Here is a 24,281-nt window from a genome sequence, read left to right on the forward strand (position 1 = left end):
AAAATCTTGATGCTACTGGGTTTCTAAGGGATTAGACTAGTCTTTTGATGACAAGCAAAAGTCGTTGTAAGAGGATAAATGCACTCCATGTGGTATAATTGCATGAAGATTGAAAGACAATCCTTTAGTTTATTATAAAGAGAGAAAAGCTATTCATGAGAGATTTATTATCGAAAAAAAGTCACAGACAATTAGAATTATTAGAATTACTGTTTGAAAACAAGCGCTGGTTTCATATTTCAGAACTAGCAGAATTATTGCACTGTGCAGAACGTTCTGTAAAAGATGACTTGTCCCATGTTAGATCTTCTTTTCCTGACTTGCTATTTCATTCCTCAACAAATGGTATCCGTATCATAAATACTGACGATAGTGATATTGAAATGGTCTATCATCATTTTTTTAAGCATTCAACTCACTTTTCAATATTAGAATTTCTCTTCTTCAATGAAGGATGTGATAAAGAGAATATTTGCAAAGAGTTTTATATCAGTTCTTCCTCTCTTTACCGTATCATCAGTCATATTAATAAAATTATTAAGAAGCAATATCGTTTTGAAATTAGCCTCAATCCAGTTCGAATCACTGGAAATGAAATCGATATCCGTTACTTTTTTGCCCAGTATTTTTCAGAGAAATATTATTTCCTTGAATGGCCCTTTGAAGATTTTTCTGTAGAACCTTTGTGTAAGCTGTTGGCACGGGTCTATAAAGAAACTGCATTTCCAGTCAATTTCGCCACTCAACGAATGTTAAAGTTACTCCTCGTAACAAATTTATACCGAATAAAGTTTGGTCATTTCTTGGAAGTTGAGAGAGACTCTTTTAACAATCAATTGTTAGAATCTTTCATGCAGGCAGAAGGAATCAACGAGATTGTAACGAGCTTTGACTCTGAATATCATATCTCTCTGAATAAAGAAGTGATCGGTCAACTGTTTGTATCCTATTTTCAAAAAATGTTCTTCATAGATGAAGAAGTATTTCTGAACCATGCAAAAACAGACAGCTATGTAAAAAAATCGTATCAGTTATTGGGAGATCTAGTAGACCAGGTATCAAGAGAGTATAATCTTCAAGTAGACAATAGAGACAACCTGATTTGGCATCTGCATAATACGGCACATCTGCATCGCCAGGAATTATCGACAGAGTTTATCCTATTTGATCAAAAAGGCAATACAATCAAGAACTTTCAAAATATTTTCCCTCGATTCGTTTCAGAGGTGAAGGAAGGGATTGAACATTATCTAGAGACTTTGGATATGGATCGTAATTCAATGAAGGTCAATCATTTGACCTATACGTTTATCACTCACAGCAAACACTTGGTGCTAAATCTTTTACAAAATCAACCGAAATTAAAGGTTTTGGTCATGAGTAATTTTGATCAGTATCATGCAAAATCAGTAGCTGAGACACTTGCTTACTATTGCAGTAACAATTTTGAACTGGAAGTTTGGAGTGAATTAGAGTTATCCCTTGATGCTCTAAAAGAATCACCTTACGACATCATTATTTCTAATTTTATTATTCCGCCGATTGAAAATAAGAGACTGATCTATTCCAATAATGTCAATACAGTCGCTCTCATCTCTTTGCTTAACGCAATGATGTTTATTCGATTAGACGAGTAACTAAGAATAATAAAAAAGCCTTGATTCCAAGGCTTTTTCTGTTGATGTTTCTTTCCTTACACGAACTTTTACATTGAGAATCAACTAGTTTTGAAGTACCTTTACTTAGTCATTAAAGGAAAATAGAGTCAGGCTACTCACCGTTTGGTTTGAAACAATTTGATTTTATCGTCACAGTAAGCTATTAAAGCTTGTGCTTTCTCAAAAGTATATCCTTTTTCAGAAGCTGACTTCACTTTCTTTTCATCAAAATAGTAGCCAGTCAATCCCCTAATCTCTTCTGACAATGTGAGATAGTAGCCTGTTTCGATTCCCTCGTCTAGATCTTTTGAAAGAGACTTCATCAAGCGGCCAAAGAGAGACTTTTTCGTTTTTTCATCACTGGAATCGTTCCCCAAATTGGTTGAAATCAAACCTGGATGGTAAGAATTGATGGTGATGTTTGAACCACTTAAGAAGAACTCTCTGGCTAGATAGCGTGTCATCCAAATAGTGTAAAGTTTAGAATTATTATAGGCCAATCCGGGATTATAATTGTTCTCAAATCCAAAGTCCAAATCCTTGACCTTGGCAAAATGATGCATATAGGAGGAGGTATTAATGATACGACCGTCAGGCGCTTTTTCTAACAAGGGGCTTAGCTCAGTTGTTAACATATAGGGAATGAGAACGGATAACATAAAAGTCAATTCGATATTTTCAGCACTTGCTTTCCGTTCTTTTACTCCATAAAGTCCTGCATTGTTAAATAAGACATCGATACTTTGAAAGTCTTGCTTGATTACCTCCGCAAAACGATAAACATCGTCTAATTTTGAAAACTCTGCAAGGTAGCTAGAAACTCTGCCTCTCAAGGAAACTGTTCGAACCTCTTGAAGCGCCAGCTCAAGTTTTTGAGGATTGCGACCATGAAGGATGACCTGATGCCCTTGGCTGGCCAGTTTCTTTGCCAAATGCTTACCGATACCATCAGTAGCACCTGTAATCAGAATCGTTTTGACCATATTAGTCCTCCAAGAAAGCAATGAGTTCTTTTGAAAATTCGTCTGCATATTGGAAGATCGAACCGTGACCAGCATTTGGATAGATAATCAGCTTACTATTTTCGATTTTCTCATGCATGTCATAGGAATTTTCCGTTGGAACTTGCATATCCTTGTCCCCGTTGACGATTAAGGTTGGTTGAGTGATAAAGCTTAGGTCGTCTTGAGGAGCTTTCCCCAAACGTTTAATAGCTTTGAGTTGAGTTAGGAATCCTGCTAGGTTCATGTCTTTATCCGCAAATTCCTTTGTTCTCATACCCATTCGTCCTAGGACTTTCAAAGCTTCGATTTTCCCTTGTTCATCATGATTATAGAAGATATAGCGTTTAGGATCGATGCGCTCGAGTCTCGCTTTAAACATATAGTTAAAGGTTTTCCCTGTTACCTTATCGACCTCTTTTCCACCTCGAGGTCCTGTTCCTGCCAAGATGAGACGGTTGACCAAATCAGGCTTACTTCTGACCATTTCTTGGGCAATCATACCCCCCATAGAAAGACCGAGGAGGTTGATTTTATCGTAACCAAGAGCTTCTATAAAGGAAATCGTCTGCTCAGCCATTCCAGGAATCGTCGAAGCAACTTTGCCTTGACTGGCTCCAACACCAGGAAGATCGACTACAATGACATGATGTTTTTCAGCAATCAAGTCTAATAGTCTTGGATCCCAGTTATCTAGAGTTGCTGCCAAATGGACCAGCATCAGAAGAGGTAGTTTTGATTTGCCTTTACTGAGTTCGCGATAGGCAATTTGATTTCCTTGGACAGTGATGTATTGATTTTTAGTTGTAAGATATGACATTGTGTTTTCCTTTTTATTTCTTAAAGCTGAGGACTGTTTTTCCACGCGAGCGACCATTAGCGACCTTGTCTAAGGCGCTATTCACTTCTTCAAATGGATAAACTGTATCGATAGAGGGTTTGATTTCTAATTTACTAAAGAGGTCAGCTACCTCTTGTAATTGAGCGCCGTTGCTTTCTACAAAGATAAAATGGTAGTGGACACCATATTTTTCCGCCATCTTATCAAATTTGCGACCTGCTAAGCCAAGAATCATCTGTTTCCATTTTGGTAGATTCATGCGTTTGGCAAAGGCACCGTTTGGCATGGCACGAAGGGACACAAGGTGACCACCTTTTTTCATAATAGACATTTGTTTTTCAGTTTCAGCGCCACCAAGAGTATCGAGGACATAATCAACCTGGCTAACAGTTTTTGTATAATCCTCTGTTTTGTAATCGATAAAGCGGTCTGCTCCTAGGTTCAATACACGCTCAGCACTATCTCCAGCCCCATTAGTGATGACTGTCAAACCTTTAGCCTTGGCAATCGGAATGGCCATACCGCCGACACCGCCTGTACCACCAGAGATAAAGATAGTCTTGCCTGCTTGAGCGCCCATGAGGTCAAGAGCCTGCATGATAGTCAAGGCAGTAAGAGGAACAGCAGCGGCTTCCTCGTCTGATAGATAGTCTGGAACCTTGGCTAAGGCTTGGCTATCGACAGCTACGTATTCTGCAAAGGCGCCGATATGATCAAGTGGCAGACGGCCAAAGACACGGTCTCCTATCTGAAAGTTGTCAACTTGCTTGCCAATGCTTTCAACGATCCCACCGACCTCGTTACCTGCAGTTTGAGGAAGTTTGTAAGGAACAATCATCTTGACCTCACCACGAGAGATCATGTTATCGAGAGGATTAACACCGGCTGCGGTGACTTTCACCAAGACTTGTTTGTCTGTAATACTTGGTTTAGCGATTTCTGTGATGTTCAGTGTGATATTGTTTTTGTTATAAGTAGTGTGTTGTGCGGCTTTCATGTGATTTCTCTTTTCTTTTTCTATATGATTTTATACCTGTATCTGATACAAGTATATGTTATTTCCAGTAAAAACTGACTTGTTATCAAATCAGTTTCGGACTTGTTTAGCTTGTTTATATAGATTGTCAATGACATCTTCTAAAGTTTGATTTGCTAATTCCTTCTCTAATTGAGATTCGGCACTAGCGAAAAGCGGTGAAACTGCTCCTTGGATATGTTTTCCAACAGGGCAATCAGGATTGCTATTTTGATGAACAGGGAATAAACTAATGTGATTGATTTCTTGAGTAGCATAGTAGATCTCTAGTAAAGTCATTTTCTTTGGAGACTTACTGAGTTGATAACCTGTTTTTCCTTGCTGGGAATGAATCAAATCTGCATTTTTCAATAAGGCAATCACTTTTCGAATGTAACTAGCGTTAGTCCCAACACTAATAGCTAGTGCTTGAGAACTTAAGGTTTCCTTGCTTTCACTAATCATTGTTAAGATATGCAAAGCAACTGAGAATTTTGTATCCATATGAATCCCTCTCTTAATAAACTTGTATAAGATACAAGAACAAGTATAACATAAATTAAAAGAAAAGCAAGTCTTTTGTTTTAAATTTTAAAAAATTTTGAGTGCAATCAGATTAGAGCTGTCTGGGAAGGGTGTTCATAAAATTATACCGTTGATATCCATTAGTTGACCAAAAGTAGAACAGATACACAAAAAAGCCTAGTAAATCAAGGCTTTTTCCTGTTGTATTTAGATGCCCCCTACAGGGATTTGGAAAGGACTTTCATATTGAGAGCAATTAAAAATATTGAAATATAAGTGATTTTAGGTATTTTCAATGTCATGATTTAAAAATGGGACAAAAGTGGGGCAAAAACCATACAGATTCTAAACTGTATGGTTCTTTTTTTATCTAACCAAGAAAGGTTAAAACTTATTAAAACAAATGCAATCAACTGTTGAAAACTTTTTAGTCCGTGTAATATAAAAACAAGTAAAAAGTTGAACTATAGGGAATATTGTGTCATAATAGGTAATAGATGAATAATTAATAGATTGGAAATAATGCTTTCTTACCTTAACAAGTTGAATTGGTTATACATTTTTTCGTCGCAATTGTGTCTATCTCTCGAGTTTAGCTAGTTTTTATAAGCTCTGGTTTCTAATCAATATAACAAATTTTAGAAGTGCATAAGACAAGATGGTGACATTACTACAGTCATTTCTAGTCACCATATGTTGCTGGCACAGGCTGTTTGTAGTGTTGGCTATTTACTAGTCAGTTTAATCGGAGTGTTTAATTTTTATTGTTGAAAGGTTTTTATATGGCGAAAATTCTATCTTTAGGTCTGACAGGTAAGAAATTACTTGCTCAGGGGTTCTTGTTTGTTCTGCTAGGTCTCATCTTGATGGTCACGGGGACTTGGTTGCCAGTAAAGGTTATTCGACTGGTTCTGTTTTTAGCTTGGATAGCAACGGTCTTAGATTTAGTATTACGTATTTTCAAAAAAAGTCAGTCAACGGACACCTTGGGAGTTGCACTGGTTAAATTGTTAGTGCTGGGATATTTGCTTGGCTCCAATCTTGCGACGGATGTGCCGATTTATATTTTGGCTCTTGTGATTGGAGTTTATCAGATTTTTCATGCTAGTATTAACCTTGTCACCTATGTTCTCTACCGCAAAAACAAAATTCGACCTCGTTTTCGTCTCTTACTAGATGGACTCGTACTAGTTTTTCTTGGTGGGACTAGTCTTTTGTCCTCTACAGGAAATTCTGTCTTTCAACTCTTTGTATTAGGGGCTTTTTTTTTCCTTTATGGTGTGTCCAATATCCGTGATGGTTTCTTGTTTGAGGAGGAAATTGGGAAAAACCATCTCAAACGTCGTATTAGAATTAGCTTACCTATTGTCCTAGCCGCTCTCATCCCTGCAAGAACTTTAGCAAAAGTTAACAAATTTATGCTGGAAAATGCTGATGAGGAAGAAGATATCCATCTTGGAATAGTGAAGTCTGGTAAGACAGCGGAGCTTGAAATTTTTGTTCATACAGCTGAGACCTCTCTGTTTTCGGCAATTGGTCATGTGGATATCTGCTATCAAGGCCGTGTTATTTCTTATGGCAACTATGATCCGTCTTCTGAGACCTTATTTGGCATGGTAGGAGATGGTGTCTTATATTTCTGTGATCGTGACAAGTACATTGACCTATGTAAACGTGAGAGTCAAAAAACGCTTTTTGGTTATGGGATAGATTTGACGCCTGAAATGGAAAAAGCAGTTCAGAAAAAGTTGGCTGAATTGAAACAACTGACGATTCCATGGGAGCCAAGTGCAGATAAAATCATGACAGGTGATGGTAAGGAAGACTACACCTACGCTTATAAAATCAGACATGAGACAGATGGGGAACTTTATAAATTTATCAAATCTAAGTTTAAATCCTACTTTGTCTTATCTACAAACTGTGTGCTCTTGGCTGATACCATAGTCGGTCAGGCTGGCACCGATATCCTCTCACCCAAAGGATTTATCGCTCCAGGAACTTACCAAGCCTACCTTAATCGAGAGTTTGAAAAACCAAATAGTATAGTCGTATCTAAACATGTTTATTAAGGAGAATTTATGAACTTAGTAAAAAAATACACCCCGTTAATACTTTTTATAGGGCTGGTTGCTCTTGTAATTCTGAATGCATCGAGCTTTATATCAGGAGCAATCTCTCTCTTTGATGTAATATCAACCTTGATTTATGGTGCTGTTATTGCTTTTGTGCTTAATGTTCCTATGAAAAAAATTGAACAGTACTTAGTTAAATTGAAGGTAAAGGCAGAGTTGCGTCGTCCGATTGCCATGGTACTTGTTTTCCTAGCTCTTATCTTAATCGTGATTGCTCTTTTGGTTTTGGTGCTGCCAACCCTAGCCCAGACTATTAGTCAGCTGGGAACAGTCCTTTCAACAGTCCTTACTCAACTTGGGAAATTGCTAGGCAGCTCGGAATTTGTAACCAAAGACATGTTGTCAACTATCGTATCAGGCATACAGGGACAATCTAGTTCTATTAGCCAAGCTTTGATAGGTTTTTTATCAGGTCTGACTAGTAATATCGGCAATATTTTTTCAAGTTTGATGAATGCCTTTTTGATTATAGTCTTCACCTTTTCATTTTTATCCAGTAAGGAACATCTGGCAGCGATGACGAGTCGACTTCTAAAAGTTTTTCTTCCAGAGAAGGTGGTGATAAAGTTGACTTACATTGGACAAGTAGCACTAGAGACTTATGACCAATTTTTGATGATTCAGCTGATTGAAGCAGTTATCATAGGAGTTATGATAGCGGTTGGTTACAGCGTGTTTGGGATACCCTATGGAGTAATGACAGGTATCTTTGCAGGAGTGCTATCGTTCATTCCTTATGTAGGGCCTATGATTGCTTGTGTTGTGGGAGCGATTTTTATCTTCACAGTGAGTCCTACTCAAGCCTTACTTTCTCTTCTTCTATATCAAGTTATACAGCTGATTGAAGGAAACCTTATTTATCCTAGAGTTGTAGGTCAGTCTATTGGTTTGCCAGCTATTTTCACGCTTGCGGCTGCTAGTATTGGAGGCAATCTCTTTGGCTTACTTGGGATGATATTCTTTACACCGATATTTGCTGTTATCTATCGATTGGTTAAGGAATTTGTCGTTGCAAAGGAAAATCAGCTAGATTAAGAAAAACTAAATTTAATAAGATATACTGAGAAGAGAGTGAGAGATTCTCTTCTCTTTTATTTTTAAATACTTTTCTACAAAAAGCTATTAGACGTTAAAAAAAGCCTTGGTTTCAAGGCTTATTTCTGTTGATTTAGATGTGCCCCCTGCAGGGCTCGAACCTGCGCCCCATAGCTTAAGAGTCTACTGCTCTACCAACTGAGCTAAGGAGGCAACAGAAAAAGCTGAGAATGTAACTTCCCAGCTATTTTAATATGCCCAAAATGGCAGCTAGATTATTTACGAAAGGCATCAAGGATATAGGTGAAACCAACAATTAAAAATGCAAAGGCAACGACATAAACGACAAAGACACTTGTAGCTACTGGATTGAACAAAATCACTAGACCTAGTAAAAATGCAAGCAACGCTATCCACATGATATGGTTGCCAATAATAGGGAAAATCAATCCCAGACGATTGCCTTTAAAGAAAGCTATAATGGCTTCTACAATTAACCAAATTCCTAAAATAGTTGGAATGACAACTGGCAGCGTCACAAAGCCATAGGCAACGAGGTAAAGAGCTAAGAGAAGATTAACAATCCCTTGGAAAAGATGAGCTGGTGAGCGAAGCACTTTTGGTACAGAGAAATAGCCTAAAATAGCTGCTATAGAAGCAACCAGTAAACCAAATGCAATCCACCAGCTGTAAGCAACAAGATTAGCTACTGGGTCTGTAAATAGAAAGAGTGCTAAAAGGACAAAAATAACTCCTGCAAGGAATAGCGATAAACGATTAGAAAATTTCATTTCAATACCATCCTGTTATATAGTATAGTTTGATAATAAAAATATTATACACCTTTTTAGAGGAAATATCAATAAACAAAATGGAAAATTTGGAAGTTTCAGTCTGATTTATGAAAAGAAAATCAGTTTTTATTATTTTGAAAATAAAAAGAGAAGATAAAATTTGTCTTCTCTACATGAAAATATTGTATGGAATCAAAGCAAAAGTAACTGGCTTTACACTATTTGTAAAGATGTAATTTGATTCAAAAAGAAAAGATAGATTTAAAATGTGGGACAAATGATGGGGTAAATCAGTTATAGACAAGCAAAAAAAGCCTTGATTTACAAGGCTTTTTCCTGTTGTATTTAGATGCCCCCTACAGGGATCGAACCTGTGACCCACGGATTAAGAGTCCGCTGCTCTGCCAGCTGAGCTAAGGAGGCAAAGAAAAAAGCTGTATTGGTGCCGAAACTTCACGGTTTGTATTGAACCCGCGCAATTAAGCAGGTGGGCAACTCGCTCTAACTGAAGCTGTTTCCGTGTGAGACGGCCTACATGCTGTTAGAAGACTTTTGTTTCCCTAATAATACAAAAAATAGTCGGTCAACACTTAAGTGTGAAGTCGTACACCACAGCGTTTCTATGTTTATATAATACCACTTTTTCAAAAAAAATCAAGAGGAAAATGCAATTATTTGAAAAGGATTTCACAAGTCCCTTAATTTATCAATGGTTTCCTTGCGTTGCGCCAAGGCCCGTTCGTACTTGCCAGTATCTTCCGGAGTGAAGTAGTGCTGATCACGTATTTTTTCTGGCAAATAGTCTTGTTTGACCCAGTGTCCAGAATAGTTATGGGGATAGAGATAATCTTGGGCGTTCCCTAGTTCCTTGCTTCCACTGTAATGACCATCACGCAGGTGCCGAGGGATAGGCAAATGCCCTGATGTTTTGAGATCAGCAAGGGCCTTATCCATCGCCACATAGGCTGAGTTGGACTTGGGTGAAAGAGCCAGATCAATGACGACATTACCAATGAGGATGCGGGCTTCTGGGAAACCAATCCTTTGTGCAGCCTCTAGAGCAGTTACGGTATGAATTTGAGCCTCAGGATTGGCCAAACCAATATCCTCATAGGCAATTACAGTCAAGCGACGAGCTAGACTAGGCAAATCCCCAGCTTCAATCAAGCGAGCAGCGTAATGAAGACTGGCATCCACATCCGAGCCGCGGATAGATTTTTGCAGGGCTGAGAGGACATCGTAGTGACCGTCCCCATCCTTGTCCATAGTGATGTAGCTTCGTTGCAGGCTATTTTCCATGATATCAAGAGTGATATGGCGGGTGCCCTTGTCATTCTCAGGAGTAGAGAGAACAGCCAAATCTAGTGAATTAAAGGCAGAACGTAGGTCTCCGTTTGTAGAGGTTGCGATGAAATCCAGCGCATCCTCATCTAGCTCTACTGGGAAATCAAAACCACGCTCAGGTTCGCTGAGAGCTGTTTGAAGAGCTTTTTTAACATCTTGATTGGACAAGGGTTCCAATTCAAAAATCTGAACACGGCTACGAATGGCAGGAGTGACAGAAAAGAAGGGATTTTCAGTCGTTGCGCCAATCATGATAACCAGACCACTTTCCAAAAGTGGCAGAAGAAAGTCTTGCTTGGTCTTATCAAGACGGTGGATCTCATCCAGTAGTAGGACCAATCCACCAGAGAATTTAGCTTCTTCGGCGATTTCTTGGAGTCGCTTTTTACTATCCACTGTCGCGTTAAAGGTCCGAAAGGCATACTTGGTCGTTCCAGCGATGGCTGAAGCGATACTGGTCTTGCCGATTCCTGGAGGTCCGTAGAGAATCATGGAGGACAGGCGGTTGGCCTCCACCATGCGACGGATGATTTTTCCTGGTCCGACCAGATGTTCCTGACCGATGACCTGGTCGATGGTTTTAGGGCGCATGCGAAGTGCGAGATTGTCAGGCATAGCAGTCCTTTCTAACATGGATTTTCTGATGTATATGTGGTAAGATGGTAGTATCTATTTTAGCATAATTCCGAGTAATCGGGGCGATTTAAGAGTCGCATAGAAAGAGGACAAAATGGCAACATACGGATTTTTAGATGTTTTAGAGGAAGAGTTGGACAAGAACTTTCCATTTGACTATGAGATTAGCTGGGACAAGCGCAATCACGCGGTTGAAGTGAGTTTTCTCTTGGAAGCACAAAATGCTGCAGGTGTGGAGATGGTGGATGAAGACGGAGAGGTTTCTTCGGATGACATTCTCTTCGAGGAAGCAGTCCTTTTCTACAACCCTGCTAAGTCAACCGTCAATGCGGAAGACTATCTGACTGTTATTCCTTACCTGCCTAAAAAAGGTTTTTCTCGCGAATTTTTAGCTTATTTTGCGCTATTTCTCAAAGATACTGCAGAGGTTGGGCTGGATGCCCTCATGGACTTTTTGGAAGACCCAGAAGCAGAGGAGTTTGTCATGGAATGGAACCAAGAAGTCTTTGAAGAAGGAAAGGTTGGCTTGGAAGAAGGAGAATTTTATCCTTATCCGAGGTATTAGAAACTAGCGAGGAAGTATATGAAGAAAATAGGTTTGTCTTTTATCTCTGGTCTGTCCTTTGTTTTTTTGATGCTAGGATTTGCTTTTGGGACAATTGCCTTTAAAGAGTTAGATTTTTCGTTTGTCTTTGTTCCAGGCTACCTATTTACTTTTTTCAGCATCTATCTGATATTTATCCTTCATGAGCTGGGACATGCATTTTGCGGTTACCTGACAGGCTATCGACTGGTGGCTTTTGGATTAGGGAATTTTCTTTTGACCAAAAAGTTAGGCAAGTTTTCTCTTAGCCGAACAGCTGTTCTGAAAAATGTTGGCGCTCAGTATATTGGATTGAAAGAAGATGAAAGCGACCAAAGAATCATCCTGATGCTTGCAGGCGGCTTGATAGTTCATCTTAGCTTGATTTTATTGGCGATATTGTATGGATTTTTGACAGCTAACTGGTATTTTGCAGCTACTTGGATTTGTCTAAATCTATCTTTTCTTCTCATCAATGCAAAGCCAGTTGGGATTACCGATGGAGCGAAAATTTGGGAATTGCTACAACAGCCTGAAAATACCAAATACGCCTACTCGGTGTTGAGGCATTCTGCCCAGACCTTGCTAGCTCCTCAAGAATATGATTTGAAAGACTTTATCATGCCTGTTGCTGAGGATGCGAAAGGGAGTTTTGCAGAAAGCATTCAGATTTTTCAGGGACTAGTTTTCATATTCGATAGTCAGATAGAGACTGCCAAAAAACACTTTCAGTCTTTATTAGATAGAACTGATAATCCAATGTCTAAAACTCTTTCTCAATTATACCTTCTTCAAATTGCCTTGCTTGAAGGAGATCATGAGAAAGCGGAGCAATATGCAAGTATTCGAAGCGTTAAATCCTTTTTGTCTCTAAAAATGACAGATACGCAGATAATGCAAGCCTGGTATCAATTTCTGGTAAAGAAAGATATGGAACAGACTGACAAGGCTATAAAAATTGCTAGAAAAAACAAGGTGACCAGCCGTTTGGTGCGGGATGAGAAACGTTATTATGAAAGCTGGTTAGCAGAGTTGGAGAAAGAATTATCCGAAGGAGTTTGATATGGAAATAGAAATTTCTGATTTCACAGGTTGCAAAATTGCCCTCTTTTGTGAGGATAGGATTTTAACTATCTTACGCGATGACAAGCCCAGCATTCCTTGGCCCAATATGTGGGAGTTACCAGGTGGTGGCCGTGAGGGGAATGAAAGTCCTTTTGAGTGCGCGGCGCGTGAAGTTTACGAAGAACTAGGAATTCATCTGACTGAGGATTGTCTGCTTTGGAGTAAGGTTTACCCAAGTATGCTTTTTGAGGGAAAAGAATCCGTCTTTCTAGTTGGCAAGTTAAGGCAGGAACAGTTTGATAGTATCGTCTTTGGTGATGAAGGACAAGGCTATAAACTGATGAGCATTGAGGAATTTCTAAATTCTAAACAGGCAGTACCTCAGTTGCAAGGAAGATTGAGGGAATATTTGGAGGAAGTAAAATGATTTTTGCAATTGCAACAACGACGTTAAACAAGGAAGTTAAACGCAAACTAAAAACTGGACAATATTCTAGAGAAGAAGCTACATTCATCTATATGGAATATTTAAAGTTAAAAAAACAAAGGGAAGGTGGCATTAAAGTAGCAGGAATTTCTATGGCTGTTATCTGGGGGTTACTGTATGTTCTGTCTTTACAAGTTGAGAATACTCAACCACTTTCATTTTCAGTATATTTTTTATTTTTGATACTGCTTGCAGGAATTGTTCTATTTGTTTATTATCTTACGTTTGGTATTTTTAAACAGCAGATTCATAGCGCAATGAAAGAACACTATACAGATGTGATTGAGGAATTTAAGGGTCAGTAAAACAGCGTGTGGAAGAGCGTAGGAAGCGAGTTGAGAGAGTGAATTTGGAGGTATTAGTATGATTCAGATTATCCGAGCAGGAGCAGAGGATTTAGAAACCGTAATTGCAATTCAAAGAGCTAGCTTTAAGGCTGTCTATGAGAAATATCAAGATGAGTATGATCCCTACCTAGAGAATCGTGAACGAATCAAGTGGAAATTGGTTGAGCGTCCCAATAGCTATTACTACTTTGTGAAAGAAAAGGACGAAAATATCGGATTTTTACGAGTTCAGACCAATGAGGAATTGACGGAGGCTTGGTTGGGAACGGCAGCGATTTTGCCCCAGTATCAAGGAAAAGGTTATGGTTCTGGGGGATTGAGATTACTGGAAAAGGAATTTCCAACGATTAAACAGTGGGATTTGTGTACGGTATTACAGGATGCGGGCATGGTCGCCTTTTATGAGAAAAATGGCTACCGTCAAACCCATATCGAGCCTGAAAAAGAAGGTATGGATATGGTTTACATGAAAAAATTGATTGACAAATAGAAAGGATGGTTCGGTTACATTTCTAAACTGAACCCGCCCTAAACACTGTGCCAAAAAGATAAACTTCTCTTAGACACAAGCGTCTTCAGAGAGTTTCCTATTTTGGCTTTGTGTTTTACGGGCTTGGTATCTTAATGATGGAAACATGGCAAGAGTTAAAAGTTACAGTGAAGCGTGAGGGAGAGGAGCTGGTCTCTAATCTCTTGATTGAGCTGGGAGCGCAAGGTGTTGCGATTGAAGACAGTATGGACTATGTGGGGAATGTCGACCGTTTTGGTGAGATTTTCCCAGAGGTTGAGCAACAAGAAGAAATCATAGTGACAGCCTACTATCCAGATACGGTTGATGTGGCAGTGGTTGAGGCAGACTTGCAGGCTCGCCTGGCAGAATTGACAGACTTTATGGATCTAGGAGAGGTCAAGATGGGCACGACTGACTTGGCTGAGGAAGACTGGGCAGACAACTGGAAGAAATATTATGAACCAGCTCGCATTACTCATGACTTGACCATCGTGCCGTCTTGGACGGACTATGAGGCGACTGCGGGAGAAAAGATTATCAAGCTGGATCCTGGTATGGCCTTTGGGACTGGAACCCATCCAACGACCAAGATGAGCCTCTTTGCCTTGGAGCAGGTCCTTCGTGGTGGCGAAACGGTGCTAGATGTGGGTTCTGGTTCAGGAGTACTTTCCATTGCTAGCTCACTTCTAGGTGCCAAGGAAATCTTCGCCTACGACCTGGATGATGTAGCGGTTCGTGTGGCTCAGGAAAATATTGAGCTCAACCCTGGCATGGAAAATATCCATGTAGCGGCAGGTGATTTGCTCAAGGGGGTAGAGATCGAGGCAGATGTCATCGTAGCTAATATCTTGGCGGATATTCTCATTCATCTGACGGATGATGCTTATCGCTTGGTCAAGGACGAAGGCTATCTCATCATGAGTGGCATTATCAAGGACAAGTGGGACATGGTGCGCGAATCGGCTGAGTCGGCTGGATTTTTCCTTGAAACCCACATGATTCAAGGGGAATGGAATGCCTGCGTCTTTAAGAAGACCAAGGATATTTCAGGTGTGATTGGAGGCTAGCATGCAGCAGTATTTTGTCAAGGGTAATGCTACCTCGCCAGTCACCATCGAGGACAAGGAAACCAGCAAGCACATGTTTCAGGTCATGCGCTTGAAAGAAGATGATGAGGTTATTTTGGTCTTTGAGGATGGCATTAAGCGTTTGGCGCGCGTGCTAAATGTGGAAGCCCGTCAGTTTGAATTGCTCGAAGAATTAGCTGACAATGTAGAACTGCCAGTCCAAGTGACCATTGCATCTGGATTTCCCAAGGGAGACAAGCTAGAGTTCATCACTCAAAAAGTGACGGAACTGGGAGCCAGTCAAATCTGGGCCTTTCCTGCAGACTGGTCCGTTGCCAAGTGGGATGGTAAGAAATTGGGCAAAAAGGTTGAAAAACTAGAAAAAATCGCCCTTGGAGCAGCAGAACAAAGTAAACGTAATATCGTTCCAAGTATTCAGCTTTTTGAGAAAAAAGCAGATTTTCTAGCCCAGCTGGACCAGTTTGACTCTATTGTAGTGGCCTATGAAGAATCAGCAAAAGAGGGAGAAGCCGCTGCGCTCTTACAAGCAGTCACTGGTCTTGAAAAAGGAGCCAAATTGCTCTTTATCTTTGGCCCAGAAGGCGGTCTCTCACCTGCAGAAATTGAAAGTTTTGAATCTAAAGGAGCCGTCTTGGCAGGCCTAGGACCTCGCATCTTGCGAGCAGAAACAGCACCACTTTATGCTTTATCAGCTCTTAGTGTTTTATTAGAATTAGAGAAATAAGAGGAAGAAAATGGAACAAAAAAACCGTTCAGAATTCCAAGAGAAGGAACTTTGGGATTTAACTGCCCTATACCAAGACCGTGAGGATTTCTTGCGTGCAATCGAGAAAGCTCGCGAAGATATTAACCAATTTAGCCGTGACTACAAGGGCAATCTTCACACTTTTGAGGATTTTGAAAAGGCCTTTGCAGAATTGGAACAAATCTATATCCAGATGAGCCATATCGGCAATTATGCCTTTATGCCTCAGACGACAGACTATAGCAATGAAGAGTTCGCTAATATCGCCCAAGCTGGGATGGAATTTGAAACAGATGCCAGTGTAGCCTTGACCTTCTTTGACGATGCCTTAGTCGCTGCAGATGAGGAAGTCTTGGACCGTTTGGGTGAATTGCCACATTTGACAGCTGCCATTCGTCAAGCTAAAATCAAAAAAGCCCACTATCTCGGGGCAGATGTTGAGAAGGTCTTGACCAATCTCGGTGAAGTTTTCTATAGTCCACAGGACATCTATACTAAGATGCGAGCTGGGGATTTCGAAATGGCTGACTTTGAAGCCCATGGTAAGACCTACAAAAACAGCTTTGTGACTTATGAGAATTTCTACCAAAACCACGAGGACGCTGAGGTTCGTGAGAAATCCTTCCGTTCCTTCTCAGAGGGACTTCGTAAGCACCAAAATACGGCAGCAGCAGCCTATTTAGCCCAAGTCAAGTCTGAAAAACTCTTGGCAGATATGAAGGGCTACGACTCAGTCTTTGATTATCTCCTAGCTGAGCAGGAAGTAGATCGTGCCATGTTTGACCGCCAGATTGACCTTATCATGAAGGATTTTGCGCCAGTCGCTCAGAGATACCTCAAGCATGTTGCCAAGGTCAATGGTCTTGAAAAGATGACTTTTGCAGACTGGAAATTGGACTTGGACAGCGCCCTTAATCCTGAAGTGACTATTGATGATGCCTATGATTTGGTCATGAATTCAGTAGAACCTTTGGGACAAGAATATTGTCAGGAAGTTGCTCGCTATCAAGAAGAACGTTGGGTGGACTTCGCTGCCAATAGTGGCAAGGATTCTGGCGGTTATGCGGCGGATCCATATCGCGTGCACCCTTATGTCTTCATGAGCTGGACAGGCCGTTTGAGCGATGTCTATACCTTGATTCATGAAATCGGGCATTCTGGTCAATTTATCTTTTCAGACAACCACCAGAGCTATTTCAACGCCCACATGTCGACCTACTATGTCGAAGCTCCATCAACCTTCAATGAATTGCTTTTAAGTGATTATTTGGAGCACCAGTCTGATGACCCACGTCAAAAACGATTTGCCCTTGCTCACCGCTTGACAGATACCTACTTCCATAACTTCATTACTCACCTCTTGGAAGCAGCCTTCCAGCGTAAGGTTTATACATTGATTGAAGAGGGAGAAACCTTTGGAGCAAGCAAGCTCAACAGCATTATGAAGGAAGTTTTGACAGATTTCTGGGGAGATGCTATTGAAATTGACGACGATGCGGCCTTGACTTGGATGCGACAAGCCCACTACTACATGGGCTTGTATAGTTACACTTACTCTGCTGGTCTTGTTATCTCGACTGCGGGTTACCTTCATTTGAAACATTCAGAAACTGGAGCTGAAGATTGGCTCAATCTTCTTAAGTCAGGTGGTAGCAAGACACCACTTGAATCAGCCATGATTATCGGAGCGGATATCTCAACAGACAAACCACTCCGTGATACCATCCAATTCCTGTCTGACACAGTTGACCAGATTATGACCTACAGTGCCCAGTTGGGAGAGTAGGGAAATGGGCAAATTTTAGGAGAATAATATGAATAGAATCAAAGAATGGCTAGAGCAAGATCCCCAAAGAATGCATTTTATCAAAATTGGTCTAGTTTTGTTGGGAATCATTTTGTTGATTGCTCTACCTACTCTCTATCTTGTTTTGAGCGGAGTTGGTATTTGGTATTTTGTAAAGAAAGCACCAGATATTCGAAAAAGAAATCTAATGATCGGGATTTTCATTGTCAGTTTTGTTGCAGTTGCTCTTCAAACTCCAACAGTCACAAAGAAAATTTCATCCTCTCAATCAGAAACTATGCAGACTGCGACATCTACTACTTCGACAGCTTCAACCACGGATACTTCATCTAGTATAGAGGAAGCAAAACGAATCGAAGAAGAGAAAAAAGCTAAAGAAAAAGCAGAAGAAGAGAGAATTGCCAAAGAAAAAGCTGCAAAGGAGTTGCAAGAAAAAGGTGAAACCTTAGTCAAACAATTGGAAGACAGTCAAGATGCGAGTCAAGTGAAGTCTGCTAAAGAAACAGTTAATCAGATTGAAAATAATGATAAAAAGACAGAGTTGCTTGATAGAATAGGTGCAGTTGAGTCGTTAATTTCTCAAAAAGAAGAAGAAAAAAGAGCTGCGCGTGAAGCTGAAACCAAAGCTCAACAGCAAGATAGAATTGTCTATGTTGCAGACCATGGGAAATCAAAAGTTTATTGGTATAGTAAGGATAGAATGCCTTCAAAAACGAATAAAGCTAACGTTGTTGAGATGACAGAAGCAGATGCGATTGCAGCAGGAAAACGTCCATCTAAAAGAGAATAAGACAGAAAGTTATCTTGGGCTGGTTTTTTGAACAGTTGCTAGAAATGTAGAGGTACTTGAGATGCGTAAAAAATTACAAAGAAAAGTGACAGAAGAAAAACCAAGCTATAGCCGAGAAGAAATTCAGTGGTTGATCGAGCATTTGGGAGATCCCTCTCCAGAAATTCGAGACGAACTTGTTTTTACGAGTTTGGCTAGAGGGATTCAAGAAGAGTTGTTTTCCCTTGAGCAGTTTCAGTTTATCTCAGAAGAGGTCTCCTCTGATGAAGGTCTATACAAAGAGATTGATAGTAGAGGAGTTTCGGCTCTTAAACGTTCTTTTAGGGCGCTTATTTATGCCAATCTTTTGTCTGCAGATGGTAACGAGCACTCTCTTTTCTATAAAGGTTTAAAAGCTGATATAAGAAATGCTATGCTGTCTCAAGGTTTGTATTACCTAAAAAAAGAAAAGGATACGACAGGTTTTTCAAGTCAGTATGGTTGGGTTCACGCTTTTGCGCATGGAGCTGATCTCTTGACGGAAGTTATATGCCACCCTAGCTTTCCAAAGTCAGATATAGCCGAAGCATTTGAAATCATTGGGAAAATCTTTAAACGTGTTGAGATTCGTTTTACAAATGATGAAGATTGGCGGTTAGCCAGAGCGTTTTATGAACCAATCTTACGAGGGAAAATCGAACCTTCTCTCCTCACTGCTTGGCTGCAAACAGTCGAATTTCCCTTGAAAGAAGTAAATGATTTCCATAAATTTTCCAACTTCAGATCCTGTCTATTGGAAGTCTATATCCAACTTGACCAGAAAAATAGTTTACAAGATGCCTTGAAAGAAGCCATTCAATCCTTTCAGTACTAAGGATAAGCGAGTCGTTTTATGATTTTCAAAGAACTTTCCAGTCAATTTTCTTGAAACCCTTTCCTTCTTTTGATAGACTAATACATAGTTTGAAAAAAGGAGACTTATCATGAAAAAATTTGTTGCTGAATTAATCGGTACATTTATGCTTGTGTTCATTGGAACAGGAGCTGTTGTTTTTGGAAATGGTCTTAATGGCCTTGGACACCTTGGAATTGCTTTTGCCTTTGGTTTAGCAATTGTGGTTGCAGCTTTCTCAATCGGAACTGTTTCAGGTGCTCACTTGAACCCAGCGGTTTCGATCGCTATGTTTGTAAACAAACGTTTGTCATCTTCAGAACTTGTAAACTACATCCTTGGACAAGTAGTTGGAGCTTTCCTTGCGTCAGCTGCAGTATTCTTCCTCTTGTCTAACTCAGGCATGTCAACTGCTAGCCTTGGTGAAAACGCCTTGGCAAACGGTGTCACTGTCTTTGGAGGTTTCTTGTTTGAAGTTATCGCAACTTTCTTGTTTGTCTTGGTTATCATGACTGTAACATCAGCAAGCAAAGGAAATGGCGCAATCGCTGGTTTGGTAATCGGCTTGTCATTGATGGCGATGATCCTTGTGGGATTGAACATTACTGGCCTTTCAGTAAACCCAGCTCGTAGCTTGGCACCTGCTGTCTTGGTAGGTGGCGCAGCCCTTCAACAAGTATGGATTTTCATCCTTGCTCCAATCGTTGGTGGTGTTCTTGCAGCTCTTGTTGCGAAAAACTTCCTTGGAACAGAAGAATAAGAAACGAAAAAAGAGTCCTGTTCTCAGTTTGAGGAACAGGGCTTTTTCTATGCAAACAAAAAAGCACTCCCTTTTGGAATGGGAGTGTTTCGTGATTAGCTCAATTCAGCAACGATGGCCTTGATTTGTTCTGCAGTATGAACACCTGCAACTTGTTTCACCACTTGGCCGTCTTTTTTGAAGAGAAGGGTTGGGATAGACATGATTCCAAAGGCACGAGCTGTGTTTGGATTTTCATCAACATCCATTTTAACAATTTTCAAGACATCTTCTGAAAGTTCTTCAGACAATTTATCCAAGATTGGACCTTGCATACGACATGGACCACACCAAGTTGCCCAGAAGTCTACCAAGACCAAACCGTCTTTTGTTTCTTGTTCGAATGTTGCATCTGTAATTGCTTTTGCCATTGTATTTCTCCTTTTTTAGTTATATTGGCTTAAATCTTGTTTCATGAGATAGAAGAAGACATCTCCATAAGTCCCATGGTAGTCCAAATCATGACCGTTGTAAGTTAATTTTTGGACAGGGTAGTAGTCTGCGACGCCGATGAGGCAGGCATGTTGAGAACGTTCAAAGTCTTGGTAAGACTCGAAAGTCATGGTCCTCTCTTGCTTGCTGGCGTCTAGATAAGTAATTTCGATCATATAAAACTCCTTTGTTCGATCTTGACTTTATTGTACTCCTTGAAAAGAGGAATGTCAAGAAAAATGATTGCGCACGCAACTTTTTTAAAAAATCTGATTATGAAATGAAATCAAGACTCGTCTCCAGTCTTTCTTCGACAGCCTTTTGCAGGTAAGCTAAGGTTGTCTGTCCCTCGTCAGTCAGGCAGATAAAGCTAGCCCGTCTATCCTGATCGCAACATCTGCGACTAAGCAAACCACAGTTTTTCTCTTCCAGGCGAGCCACCATTCGAGAAACAGCGCTCGGACTGAGATGGAGTTTATCGGGCAGGTCAATCTGTCGTAAAGATTTTTCATCGGCTAGGTCCAGATAGTAGAGTAGGTAAAACTCTTTCAAGGTCAACCTTTGTTCGCTCTGCTGGGCAATAGTTTCTTCCAACAAGGCTTCCATTTCCTTTTGACGGCGGTTGTAGTCAAACCACTTTTCCAAATAGGTCATTGCTTTCTCCTTTCTTTTCAAAGTAAAGTCACAAAGTCATTACTGATTGTCTCTACAATACAAGATGATTGCGCATGCAATGATTATACTACTTTTAACTAATCCTTGCAAGAGAGAAGAATTTCAATATTTCCTTGAAATTTTCTGAAAAAAGAGTAAACTGGTATGCAAGAAGTCTATTTCGTGGAGTTTAGGATGAAATTATATGTTCAATTAATGATTCTCTTTGTGATTTCTCTTATCGGAGAGGGAATTTCTAGTTTCTTTCATCTGCCCATCCCAGGCAGTATTATCGGCTTGATTATTCTCTTTCTAGCCTTACAGTTCAAGTGGCTGAGAACCAGACATGTCAATATGGTCGGGAATTTCTTGCTGGCCAATATGACCATTCTCTTTTTGCCACCAGCAGTGGGTATCATGGAAAAGTTTGATGTGATTGCTCCTTATCTTTTGCCTATCGTCTTGATTGTCTTTTTTGCGGCTGTCATCAATATTATCCTCATCGCTCTAGTGGTTCAGTTTATCAAGAGACGATTTGAGGGAGATTATGAGAAAGGAGATGCCAAATGAGCGAATTTGTTTCCAATCCTCTATTTGGGATTGCATTATCTATCCTAGCCTATCTAGTAGGAATGCTGATTTACAGACGTTTTCCCCATCCATTGACAACGCCCCTGCTTTTGTCAGCCATTTTTATCATTATTTTCCTTAAGGCGACGGGTATTTCTTATCAAGATTATTACCAAGGTGGGGTTTATCTGAACAACTTGATTGTCCCATCGACCGTGGCTTTAGGGATTCCGCTTTATAAGAGTTTTCACCTGATGAAGCATCATGCTCGGAGTATTCTCTTTGGTAGTCTGTTAGCAGTAGTTGTCAATACTTGTTTCACTGCCATAGTAGCGAAAATATTTGGCATGGACTTTTTCCTAGCCATTTCTCTCTTTCCCAAGTCAGTGACAACCGCCATGGCAGTGGGAATCACAGAAAAATTGCAAGGATTAACAACTGTAACCTTGGTCGTCGTAGTGGCAACTGGGATTCTAACTAGTGTAATCGGACCAACCCTTTTGAAATGGTTGAAGATCGATGACCCAGTGGCTGTGGGACTTTCTCTTGGAGGAACAGGTCATGCTGTCGGAACGGGAACCGCCTTTCGATACGGATCGGTAGCAGGAGCCATGGGTGGCTTGGCTATCGGTGTCACTGGTATTCTCTACGTCTTTGTCAGCCCCATCGTAGCCAGTTTGATATTGAGTTAAAGAAAAACCCAGCTTTCTAGCTGGGCATTTTTTATTGCAAATTAACCTTGTTTTTCAAGATATAGTAGGTTCCGAGATAGTAGATAGCCGATAAAAAGAGATCGCGCAAGATTTCTGTACCAGCCATCACGTTAAAGTCATTTTCAATTCTGAAGAAGAGAGAAACATAACCAATGACGATGGCAATGACGATATAGGCTAGAATTCCCATGGCTGTTCGATACTCGTTAAAGAGTTGCCCGATAGAAATGGAGAGGTAAATGGATAAAATCCATGCGATTGAACCGACAAACAGTGATAGGGCATACAGCCAGCCGTAGCTGAGATAAGGGGAAATGAAGTTATAGAGGGCAGTGAAGTCTTTTTCTATAGGTGTTAAGAAGAAGATAATCAATATACTCAAGATAAAAACAATATAACTTAAGATAGACCAGACAAGACCACCTAAAAGTTTTGCGATGATGATTTGGTGCTCAGAGACAGGCAAGGTCAGGGTTAAATACCCTTGGCGGTCATAAACACTACCCTTGAATCTTCGGATGATTAAAAAGATTGTTGCAATCCAAAGAGTGACGCTGAGTCCTCCAAAAACTAGTACTAAAAAGAAGATGAAATAAGCAGCATTGTTAGGATTGTAACTCTGGCTAAGACTGCTAATAAAAGCTCCAATCAAAACTGAAATTGCAAGTACAGCACCGTATAGTGCCAGATACCATTTATTGACATTTTTAAATTCATAACGAACTAGATTCCAAAACATAATAATCTCCTTTGCTTAGGCTTTAAATTCCTGGCGGAAGAGCTGGTCAATTGATTCACCTGACTCGTAACGAATATCATCAACATTTCCTTGGCGGACGACTTTCCCGTCTTTGAGGAAGATGATCTCATCCAAGATTGGCTCAATATCTGAAATCAAGTGGGTTGAAATCAGCACCGTAGAAGTTGGTGAGTAGTTATTGATGATGGTATTGAGGATATAATCACGGGCCGCCGGATCCACGCCTCCGATTGGTTCGTCCAGAACGTAGAGGCGGGCTTCACGGCTCATAACCAAGATGAGTTGGACCTTTTCCTTGTTTCCTTTTGATAGTTTCTTGAGGCGACTGTTTTCATCAATACCGAGATCGGCTAAAAGGTGTTGGGCTCTTTCGAGATTGAAATCCTGATAGAAGGTTTTAAAATAGGTTAGAGCATCCTTAACCTTCATCTCTTCATTGAGGTAGGTTGTGTCTGGCAGATAGGAAACGATCGCTTTGGTAGCAGGACTTGGATCCTGTCCGTTAATGAGGACACGTCCTTTATTTGGTTGAAGGAGGCCATTGATTAGTTTGATTAGGGTTGTTTTCCCGGATCCGTTTGGTCCAAGGAGCCCGACAATCTTTCCGGCTGAGATTTCTAGTGAGATATTGTCAAGTGCCGCGGTTGCTCCATATGATTTTGTTACATTTTCAAGTGCTAGTAGTGTCATAGTCTTAAACTCCTTTAATATAGTCGCTTAATACATTTGGCAGTTCTTCTTTTTTGTAGCCAAATTGAAGCATGCAAGAGACGAATTGTTGCAGTTGCTCCTCGGAAAGTTGTTTGCGGGACTGAAGGATGAGGTCTAAATCCTCGGTGACAAATCGACCAGTTGTCCGCTTGCTGTATACAAATCCTTCACGTTCGAGGTCAGACAAGGCGCGCTGAATGGTATTGGGATTGACCCCAGCCTCACTCGCCAAATCTCTCACGGTTGGGAGCTGTTGGTTAGGTTCCAGTTCATGGGAAACAATCTGTAATTTGATTTTTTCCATAATCTGTAAATAAATCGGTTTTGTATTATCAAATGACCAGGACATCATAGTCTCCTTTCT

28 protein-coding genes and 2 tRNA genes are annotated in these 24,281 nt (G+C 40.4%); 16 read left to right on the forward strand and 14 right to left on the reverse strand.

All coding sequences use genetic code 11. From position 1 onward, the window contains the following. Positions 1-155: 155 nt before the first annotated feature. Positions 156-1,637 (forward strand): M protein trans-acting positive regulator PRD domain-containing protein, encoded by a 1,482-nt coding sequence (locus FD735_RS02355; RefSeq protein WP_139658384.1) that lies wholly within the window; start codon positions 156-158, stop codon positions 1,635-1,637. Positions 1,638-1,774: 137 nt separating this feature from the next. Here the strand turns inward: FD735_RS02355 and FD735_RS02360 are convergent, their stop codons facing one another. The 4 genes from FD735_RS02360 to FD735_RS02375 all read right to left on the reverse strand — a co-directional run bounded on the left by FD735_RS02360 (position 1,775) and on the right by FD735_RS02375 (position 5,019). Then, positions 1,775-2,641: an SDR family NAD(P)-dependent oxidoreductase gene (locus FD735_RS02360; RefSeq protein WP_000241139.1), complete on the reverse strand. Its 867-nt coding sequence runs from the start codon at positions 2,639-2,641 to the stop codon at positions 1,775-1,777. A 1-nt stretch (position 2,642) separates the two neighbouring features. Further along, a complete protein-coding gene (locus FD735_RS02365; RefSeq protein WP_139658385.1) occupies positions 2,643-3,479 on the reverse strand; it encodes an alpha/beta fold hydrolase in 837 nt (278 codons plus the stop codon). Between the two features lie 13 nt (positions 3,480-3,492). After that, on the reverse strand, positions 3,493-4,497 hold the full coding sequence (locus FD735_RS02370; RefSeq protein WP_139658386.1) for an NADP-dependent oxidoreductase: 1,005 nt from the start codon (positions 4,495-4,497) through the stop codon (positions 3,493-3,495). Between the two features lie 90 nt (positions 4,498-4,587). After that, positions 4,588-5,019, reverse strand: a complete 432-nt coding sequence (locus FD735_RS02375) for an Rrf2 family transcriptional regulator (protein ID WP_000379854.1) — start codon at positions 5,017-5,019, stop codon at positions 4,588-4,590. 803 nt (positions 5,020-5,822) lie between these two features. Between FD735_RS02375 and FD735_RS02380 the strand changes: the two genes are divergently transcribed. Together FD735_RS02380 and FD735_RS02385 are read left to right on the forward strand one after the other, a co-directional pair. Beyond that, positions 5,823-7,112, forward strand: a complete 1,290-nt coding sequence (locus tag FD735_RS02380; RefSeq protein ID WP_139658387.1) for a DUF308 domain-containing protein — start codon at positions 5,823-5,825, stop codon at positions 7,110-7,112. A gap of 9 nt (positions 7,113-7,121) precedes the next feature. Next, the gene (locus tag FD735_RS02385; protein WP_001055020.1) at positions 7,122-8,210 is read left to right on the forward strand and encodes an AI-2E family transporter; all 1,089 of its coding nucleotides are present in this window, start codon (positions 7,122-7,124) and stop codon (positions 8,208-8,210) included. A gap of 140 nt (positions 8,211-8,350) precedes the next feature. Here FD735_RS02385 and FD735_RS02390 read toward each other — a convergent pair. The 4 genes from FD735_RS02390 to FD735_RS02405 all read right to left on the reverse strand — a co-directional run bounded on the left by FD735_RS02390 (position 8,351) and on the right by FD735_RS02405 (position 10,963). Next, positions 8,351-8,423, reverse strand: a tRNA-Lys gene (locus FD735_RS02390). A 62-nt stretch (positions 8,424-8,485) separates the two neighbouring features. Then, positions 8,486-9,001: a DUF308 domain-containing protein gene (locus FD735_RS02395; RefSeq protein WP_000672743.1), complete on the reverse strand. Its 516-nt coding sequence runs from the start codon at positions 8,999-9,001 to the stop codon at positions 8,486-8,488. A gap of 353 nt (positions 9,002-9,354) precedes the next feature. After that, positions 9,355-9,427, reverse strand: a tRNA-Lys gene (locus tag FD735_RS02400). A gap of 264 nt (positions 9,428-9,691) precedes the next feature. Further along, positions 9,692-10,963: a replication-associated recombination protein A gene (locus FD735_RS02405; RefSeq protein WP_139658388.1), complete on the reverse strand. Its 1,272-nt coding sequence runs from the start codon at positions 10,961-10,963 to the stop codon at positions 9,692-9,694. A gap of 115 nt (positions 10,964-11,078) precedes the next feature. On the opposite strand from FD735_RS02405, the gene FD735_RS02410 reads away from it, so the two are divergent. From FD735_RS02410 to FD735_RS02465, 11 genes are all read left to right on the forward strand, one after another. Next, complete coding sequence (locus FD735_RS02410) at positions 11,079-11,549, forward strand: DUF3013 family protein (protein WP_000257115.1); 471 nt, start codon at positions 11,079-11,081, stop codon at positions 11,547-11,549. Between the two features lie 18 nt (positions 11,550-11,567). Then, positions 11,568-12,629: a site-2 protease family protein gene (locus tag FD735_RS02415; protein ID WP_000719509.1), complete on the forward strand. Its 1,062-nt coding sequence runs from the start codon at positions 11,568-11,570 to the stop codon at positions 12,627-12,629. A gap of 1 nt (position 12,630) precedes the next feature. Continuing rightward, positions 12,631-13,059: an NUDIX hydrolase gene (locus tag FD735_RS02420; RefSeq protein WP_000401982.1), complete on the forward strand. Its 429-nt coding sequence runs from the start codon at positions 12,631-12,633 to the stop codon at positions 13,057-13,059. Beyond that, positions 13,056-13,424 (forward strand): hypothetical protein, encoded by a 369-nt coding sequence (locus FD735_RS02425; RefSeq protein ID WP_000575303.1) that lies wholly within the window; start codon positions 13,056-13,058, stop codon positions 13,422-13,424. The genes FD735_RS02420 and FD735_RS02425 overlap by 4 nt, the downstream gene beginning before the upstream one ends. Before the next feature lie 58 nt (positions 13,425-13,482). Beyond that, a complete protein-coding gene (locus FD735_RS02430) occupies positions 13,483-13,956 on the forward strand; it encodes a GNAT family N-acetyltransferase (protein WP_000614682.1) in 474 nt (157 codons plus the stop codon). A gap of 137 nt (positions 13,957-14,093) precedes the next feature. Beyond that, complete coding sequence (prmA, locus tag FD735_RS02435) at positions 14,094-15,044, forward strand: 50S ribosomal protein L11 methyltransferase (protein WP_139659093.1); 951 nt, start codon at positions 14,094-14,096, stop codon at positions 15,042-15,044. Position 15,045: 1 nt separating this feature from the next. Further along, positions 15,046-15,789 carry a 16S rRNA (uracil(1498)-N(3))-methyltransferase gene (locus FD735_RS02440; RefSeq protein ID WP_139658389.1) on the forward strand — a complete coding sequence of 248 codons (744 nt, stop codon included), beginning with the start codon at positions 15,046-15,048 and terminating at the stop codon, positions 15,787-15,789. Positions 15,790-15,799: 10 nt separating this feature from the next. Continuing rightward, positions 15,800-17,596, forward strand: coding sequence for an oligoendopeptidase F (pepF, locus tag FD735_RS02445; RefSeq protein ID WP_139658390.1), 1,797 nt, complete (start codon positions 15,800-15,802; stop codon positions 17,594-17,596). Positions 17,597-17,624: 28 nt separating this feature from the next. Next, on the forward strand, positions 17,625-18,407 hold the full coding sequence (locus tag FD735_RS02450) for a deoxyribonuclease (protein WP_139658391.1): 783 nt from the start codon (positions 17,625-17,627) through the stop codon (positions 18,405-18,407). A gap of 61 nt (positions 18,408-18,468) precedes the next feature. Continuing rightward, positions 18,469-19,260, forward strand: a complete 792-nt coding sequence (locus tag FD735_RS02455; protein ID WP_033630107.1) for a DUF2785 domain-containing protein — start codon at positions 18,469-18,471, stop codon at positions 19,258-19,260. A gap of 109 nt (positions 19,261-19,369) precedes the next feature. Further along, on the forward strand, positions 19,370-20,038 hold the full coding sequence (locus FD735_RS02465; RefSeq protein ID WP_000714825.1) for an MIP/aquaporin family protein: 669 nt from the start codon (positions 19,370-19,372) through the stop codon (positions 20,036-20,038). Positions 20,039-20,133: 95 nt separating this feature from the next. On the opposite strand, the gene trxA is transcribed toward FD735_RS02465, so the two are convergent. From trxA to FD735_RS02480, 3 genes are all read right to left on the reverse strand, one after another. Beyond that, positions 20,134-20,448: a thioredoxin gene (gene trxA, locus FD735_RS02470; protein ID WP_001029581.1), complete on the reverse strand. Its 315-nt coding sequence runs from the start codon at positions 20,446-20,448 to the stop codon at positions 20,134-20,136. 15 nt (positions 20,449-20,463) lie between these two features. Then, complete coding sequence (locus FD735_RS02475) at positions 20,464-20,685, reverse strand: DUF4649 family protein (protein ID WP_000570262.1); 222 nt, start codon at positions 20,683-20,685, stop codon at positions 20,464-20,466. A gap of 97 nt (positions 20,686-20,782) precedes the next feature. After that, positions 20,783-21,163 (reverse strand): MarR family winged helix-turn-helix transcriptional regulator, encoded by a 381-nt coding sequence (locus tag FD735_RS02480; protein WP_042768552.1) that lies wholly within the window; start codon positions 21,161-21,163, stop codon positions 20,783-20,785. A gap of 195 nt (positions 21,164-21,358) precedes the next feature. Here FD735_RS02480 and FD735_RS02485 point away from each other — a divergent pair, with 195 nt between their 5' ends. Both FD735_RS02485 and FD735_RS02490 read left to right on the forward strand, forming a co-directional pair. Continuing rightward, positions 21,359-21,733, forward strand: a complete 375-nt coding sequence (locus FD735_RS02485) for a CidA/LrgA family protein (protein ID WP_000781325.1) — start codon at positions 21,359-21,361, stop codon at positions 21,731-21,733. After that, entirely contained in the window at positions 21,730-22,425 is a 696-nt protein-coding gene (locus FD735_RS02490) for an LrgB family protein (RefSeq protein WP_042902664.1), read from the forward strand. Before FD735_RS02485 ends, FD735_RS02490 begins: the two co-directional genes overlap by 4 nt. A gap of 31 nt (positions 22,426-22,456) precedes the next feature. Here the strand turns inward: FD735_RS02490 and FD735_RS02495 are convergent, their stop codons facing one another. From FD735_RS02495 to FD735_RS02505, 3 genes are read right to left on the reverse strand one after another with little or no spacing between them, the layout of a single operon-like run. After that, positions 22,457-23,185 (reverse strand): hypothetical protein, encoded by a 729-nt coding sequence (locus tag FD735_RS02495; protein ID WP_139658392.1) that lies wholly within the window; start codon positions 23,183-23,185, stop codon positions 22,457-22,459. A gap of 15 nt (positions 23,186-23,200) precedes the next feature. Next, a complete protein-coding gene (locus FD735_RS02500; RefSeq protein WP_000173188.1) occupies positions 23,201-23,896 on the reverse strand; it encodes an ABC transporter ATP-binding protein in 696 nt (231 codons plus the stop codon). Positions 23,897-23,900: 4 nt separating this feature from the next. After that, positions 23,901-24,266, reverse strand: a complete 366-nt coding sequence (locus FD735_RS02505) for a GntR family transcriptional regulator (protein ID WP_000119117.1) — start codon at positions 24,264-24,266, stop codon at positions 23,901-23,903. Between the last annotated feature and the right edge of the window lie 15 nt (positions 24,267-24,281).

The sequence above is a fragment of the Streptococcus sp. 1643 genome (assembly GCF_006228325.1).
Lineage (GTDB): Bacteria > Bacillota > Bacilli > Lactobacillales > Streptococcaceae > Streptococcus.

Excerpts from the sequence above, each read along its gene's own strand:
- FD735_RS02355 (WP_139658384.1), top strand. The coding sequence starts at position 156 with ATGAGAGATTTATTATCGAAAAAAAGTCACAGACAATTAGAATTATTA.
- FD735_RS02425 (WP_000575303.1), top strand. The coding sequence starts at position 13,056 with ATGATTTTTGCAATTGCAACAACGACGTTAAACAAGGAAGTTAAACGC.
- FD735_RS02365 (WP_139658385.1), bottom strand. The coding sequence starts at position 3,479 with ATGTCATATCTTACAACTAAAAATCAATACATCACTGTCCAAGGAAAT.
- FD735_RS02440 (WP_139658389.1), top strand. The coding sequence starts at position 15,046 with ATGCAGCAGTATTTTGTCAAGGGTAATGCTACCTCGCCAGTCACCATC.
- FD735_RS02380 (WP_139658387.1), top strand. The coding sequence starts at position 5,823 with ATGGCGAAAATTCTATCTTTAGGTCTGACAGGTAAGAAATTACTTGCT.
- FD735_RS02430 (WP_000614682.1), top strand. The coding sequence starts at position 13,483 with ATGATTCAGATTATCCGAGCAGGAGCAGAGGATTTAGAAACCGTAATT.
- FD735_RS02455 (WP_033630107.1), top strand. The coding sequence starts at position 18,469 with ATGCGTAAAAAATTACAAAGAAAAGTGACAGAAGAAAAACCAAGCTAT.
- FD735_RS02405 (WP_139658388.1), bottom strand. The coding sequence starts at position 10,963 with ATGCCTGACAATCTCGCACTTCGCATGCGCCCTAAAACCATCGACCAG.
- FD735_RS02495 (WP_139658392.1), bottom strand. The coding sequence starts at position 23,185 with ATGTTTTGGAATCTAGTTCGTTATGAATTTAAAAATGTCAATAAATGG.
- prmA (WP_139659093.1), top strand. The coding sequence starts at position 14,094 with ATGGAAACATGGCAAGAGTTAAAAGTTACAGTGAAGCGTGAGGGAGAG.
- FD735_RS02465 (WP_000714825.1), top strand. The coding sequence starts at position 19,370 with ATGAAAAAATTTGTTGCTGAATTAATCGGTACATTTATGCTTGTGTTC.
- FD735_RS02385 (WP_001055020.1), top strand. The coding sequence starts at position 7,122 with ATGAACTTAGTAAAAAAATACACCCCGTTAATACTTTTTATAGGGCTG.
- FD735_RS02360 (WP_000241139.1), bottom strand. The coding sequence starts at position 2,641 with ATGGTCAAAACGATTCTGATTACAGGTGCTACTGATGGTATCGGTAAG.
- pepF (WP_139658390.1), top strand. The coding sequence starts at position 15,800 with ATGGAACAAAAAAACCGTTCAGAATTCCAAGAGAAGGAACTTTGGGAT.
- FD735_RS02450 (WP_139658391.1), top strand. The coding sequence starts at position 17,625 with ATGAATAGAATCAAAGAATGGCTAGAGCAAGATCCCCAAAGAATGCAT.
- FD735_RS02500 (WP_000173188.1), bottom strand. The coding sequence starts at position 23,896 with ATGACACTACTAGCACTTGAAAATGTAACAAAATCATATGGAGCAACC.
- FD735_RS02395 (WP_000672743.1), bottom strand. The coding sequence starts at position 9,001 with ATGAAATTTTCTAATCGTTTATCGCTATTCCTTGCAGGAGTTATTTTT.
- FD735_RS02490 (WP_042902664.1), top strand. The coding sequence starts at position 21,730 with ATGAGCGAATTTGTTTCCAATCCTCTATTTGGGATTGCATTATCTATC.
- FD735_RS02420 (WP_000401982.1), top strand. The coding sequence starts at position 12,631 with ATGGAAATAGAAATTTCTGATTTCACAGGTTGCAAAATTGCCCTCTTT.
- trxA (WP_001029581.1), bottom strand. The coding sequence starts at position 20,448 with ATGGCAAAAGCAATTACAGATGCAACATTCGAACAAGAAACAAAAGAC.
- FD735_RS02485 (WP_000781325.1), top strand. The coding sequence starts at position 21,359 with ATGAAATTATATGTTCAATTAATGATTCTCTTTGTGATTTCTCTTATC.
- FD735_RS02410 (WP_000257115.1), top strand. The coding sequence starts at position 11,079 with ATGGCAACATACGGATTTTTAGATGTTTTAGAGGAAGAGTTGGACAAG.
- FD735_RS02475 (WP_000570262.1), bottom strand. The coding sequence starts at position 20,685 with ATGATCGAAATTACTTATCTAGACGCCAGCAAGCAAGAGAGGACCATG.
- FD735_RS02370 (WP_139658386.1), bottom strand. The coding sequence starts at position 4,497 with ATGAAAGCCGCACAACACACTACTTATAACAAAAACAATATCACACTG.
- FD735_RS02375 (WP_000379854.1), bottom strand. The coding sequence starts at position 5,019 with ATGGATACAAAATTCTCAGTTGCTTTGCATATCTTAACAATGATTAGT.
- FD735_RS02415 (WP_000719509.1), top strand. The coding sequence starts at position 11,568 with ATGAAGAAAATAGGTTTGTCTTTTATCTCTGGTCTGTCCTTTGTTTTT.
- FD735_RS02505 (WP_000119117.1), bottom strand. The coding sequence starts at position 24,266 with ATGTCCTGGTCATTTGATAATACAAAACCGATTTATTTACAGATTATG.
- FD735_RS02480 (WP_042768552.1), bottom strand. The coding sequence starts at position 21,163 with ATGACCTATTTGGAAAAGTGGTTTGACTACAACCGCCGTCAAAAGGAA.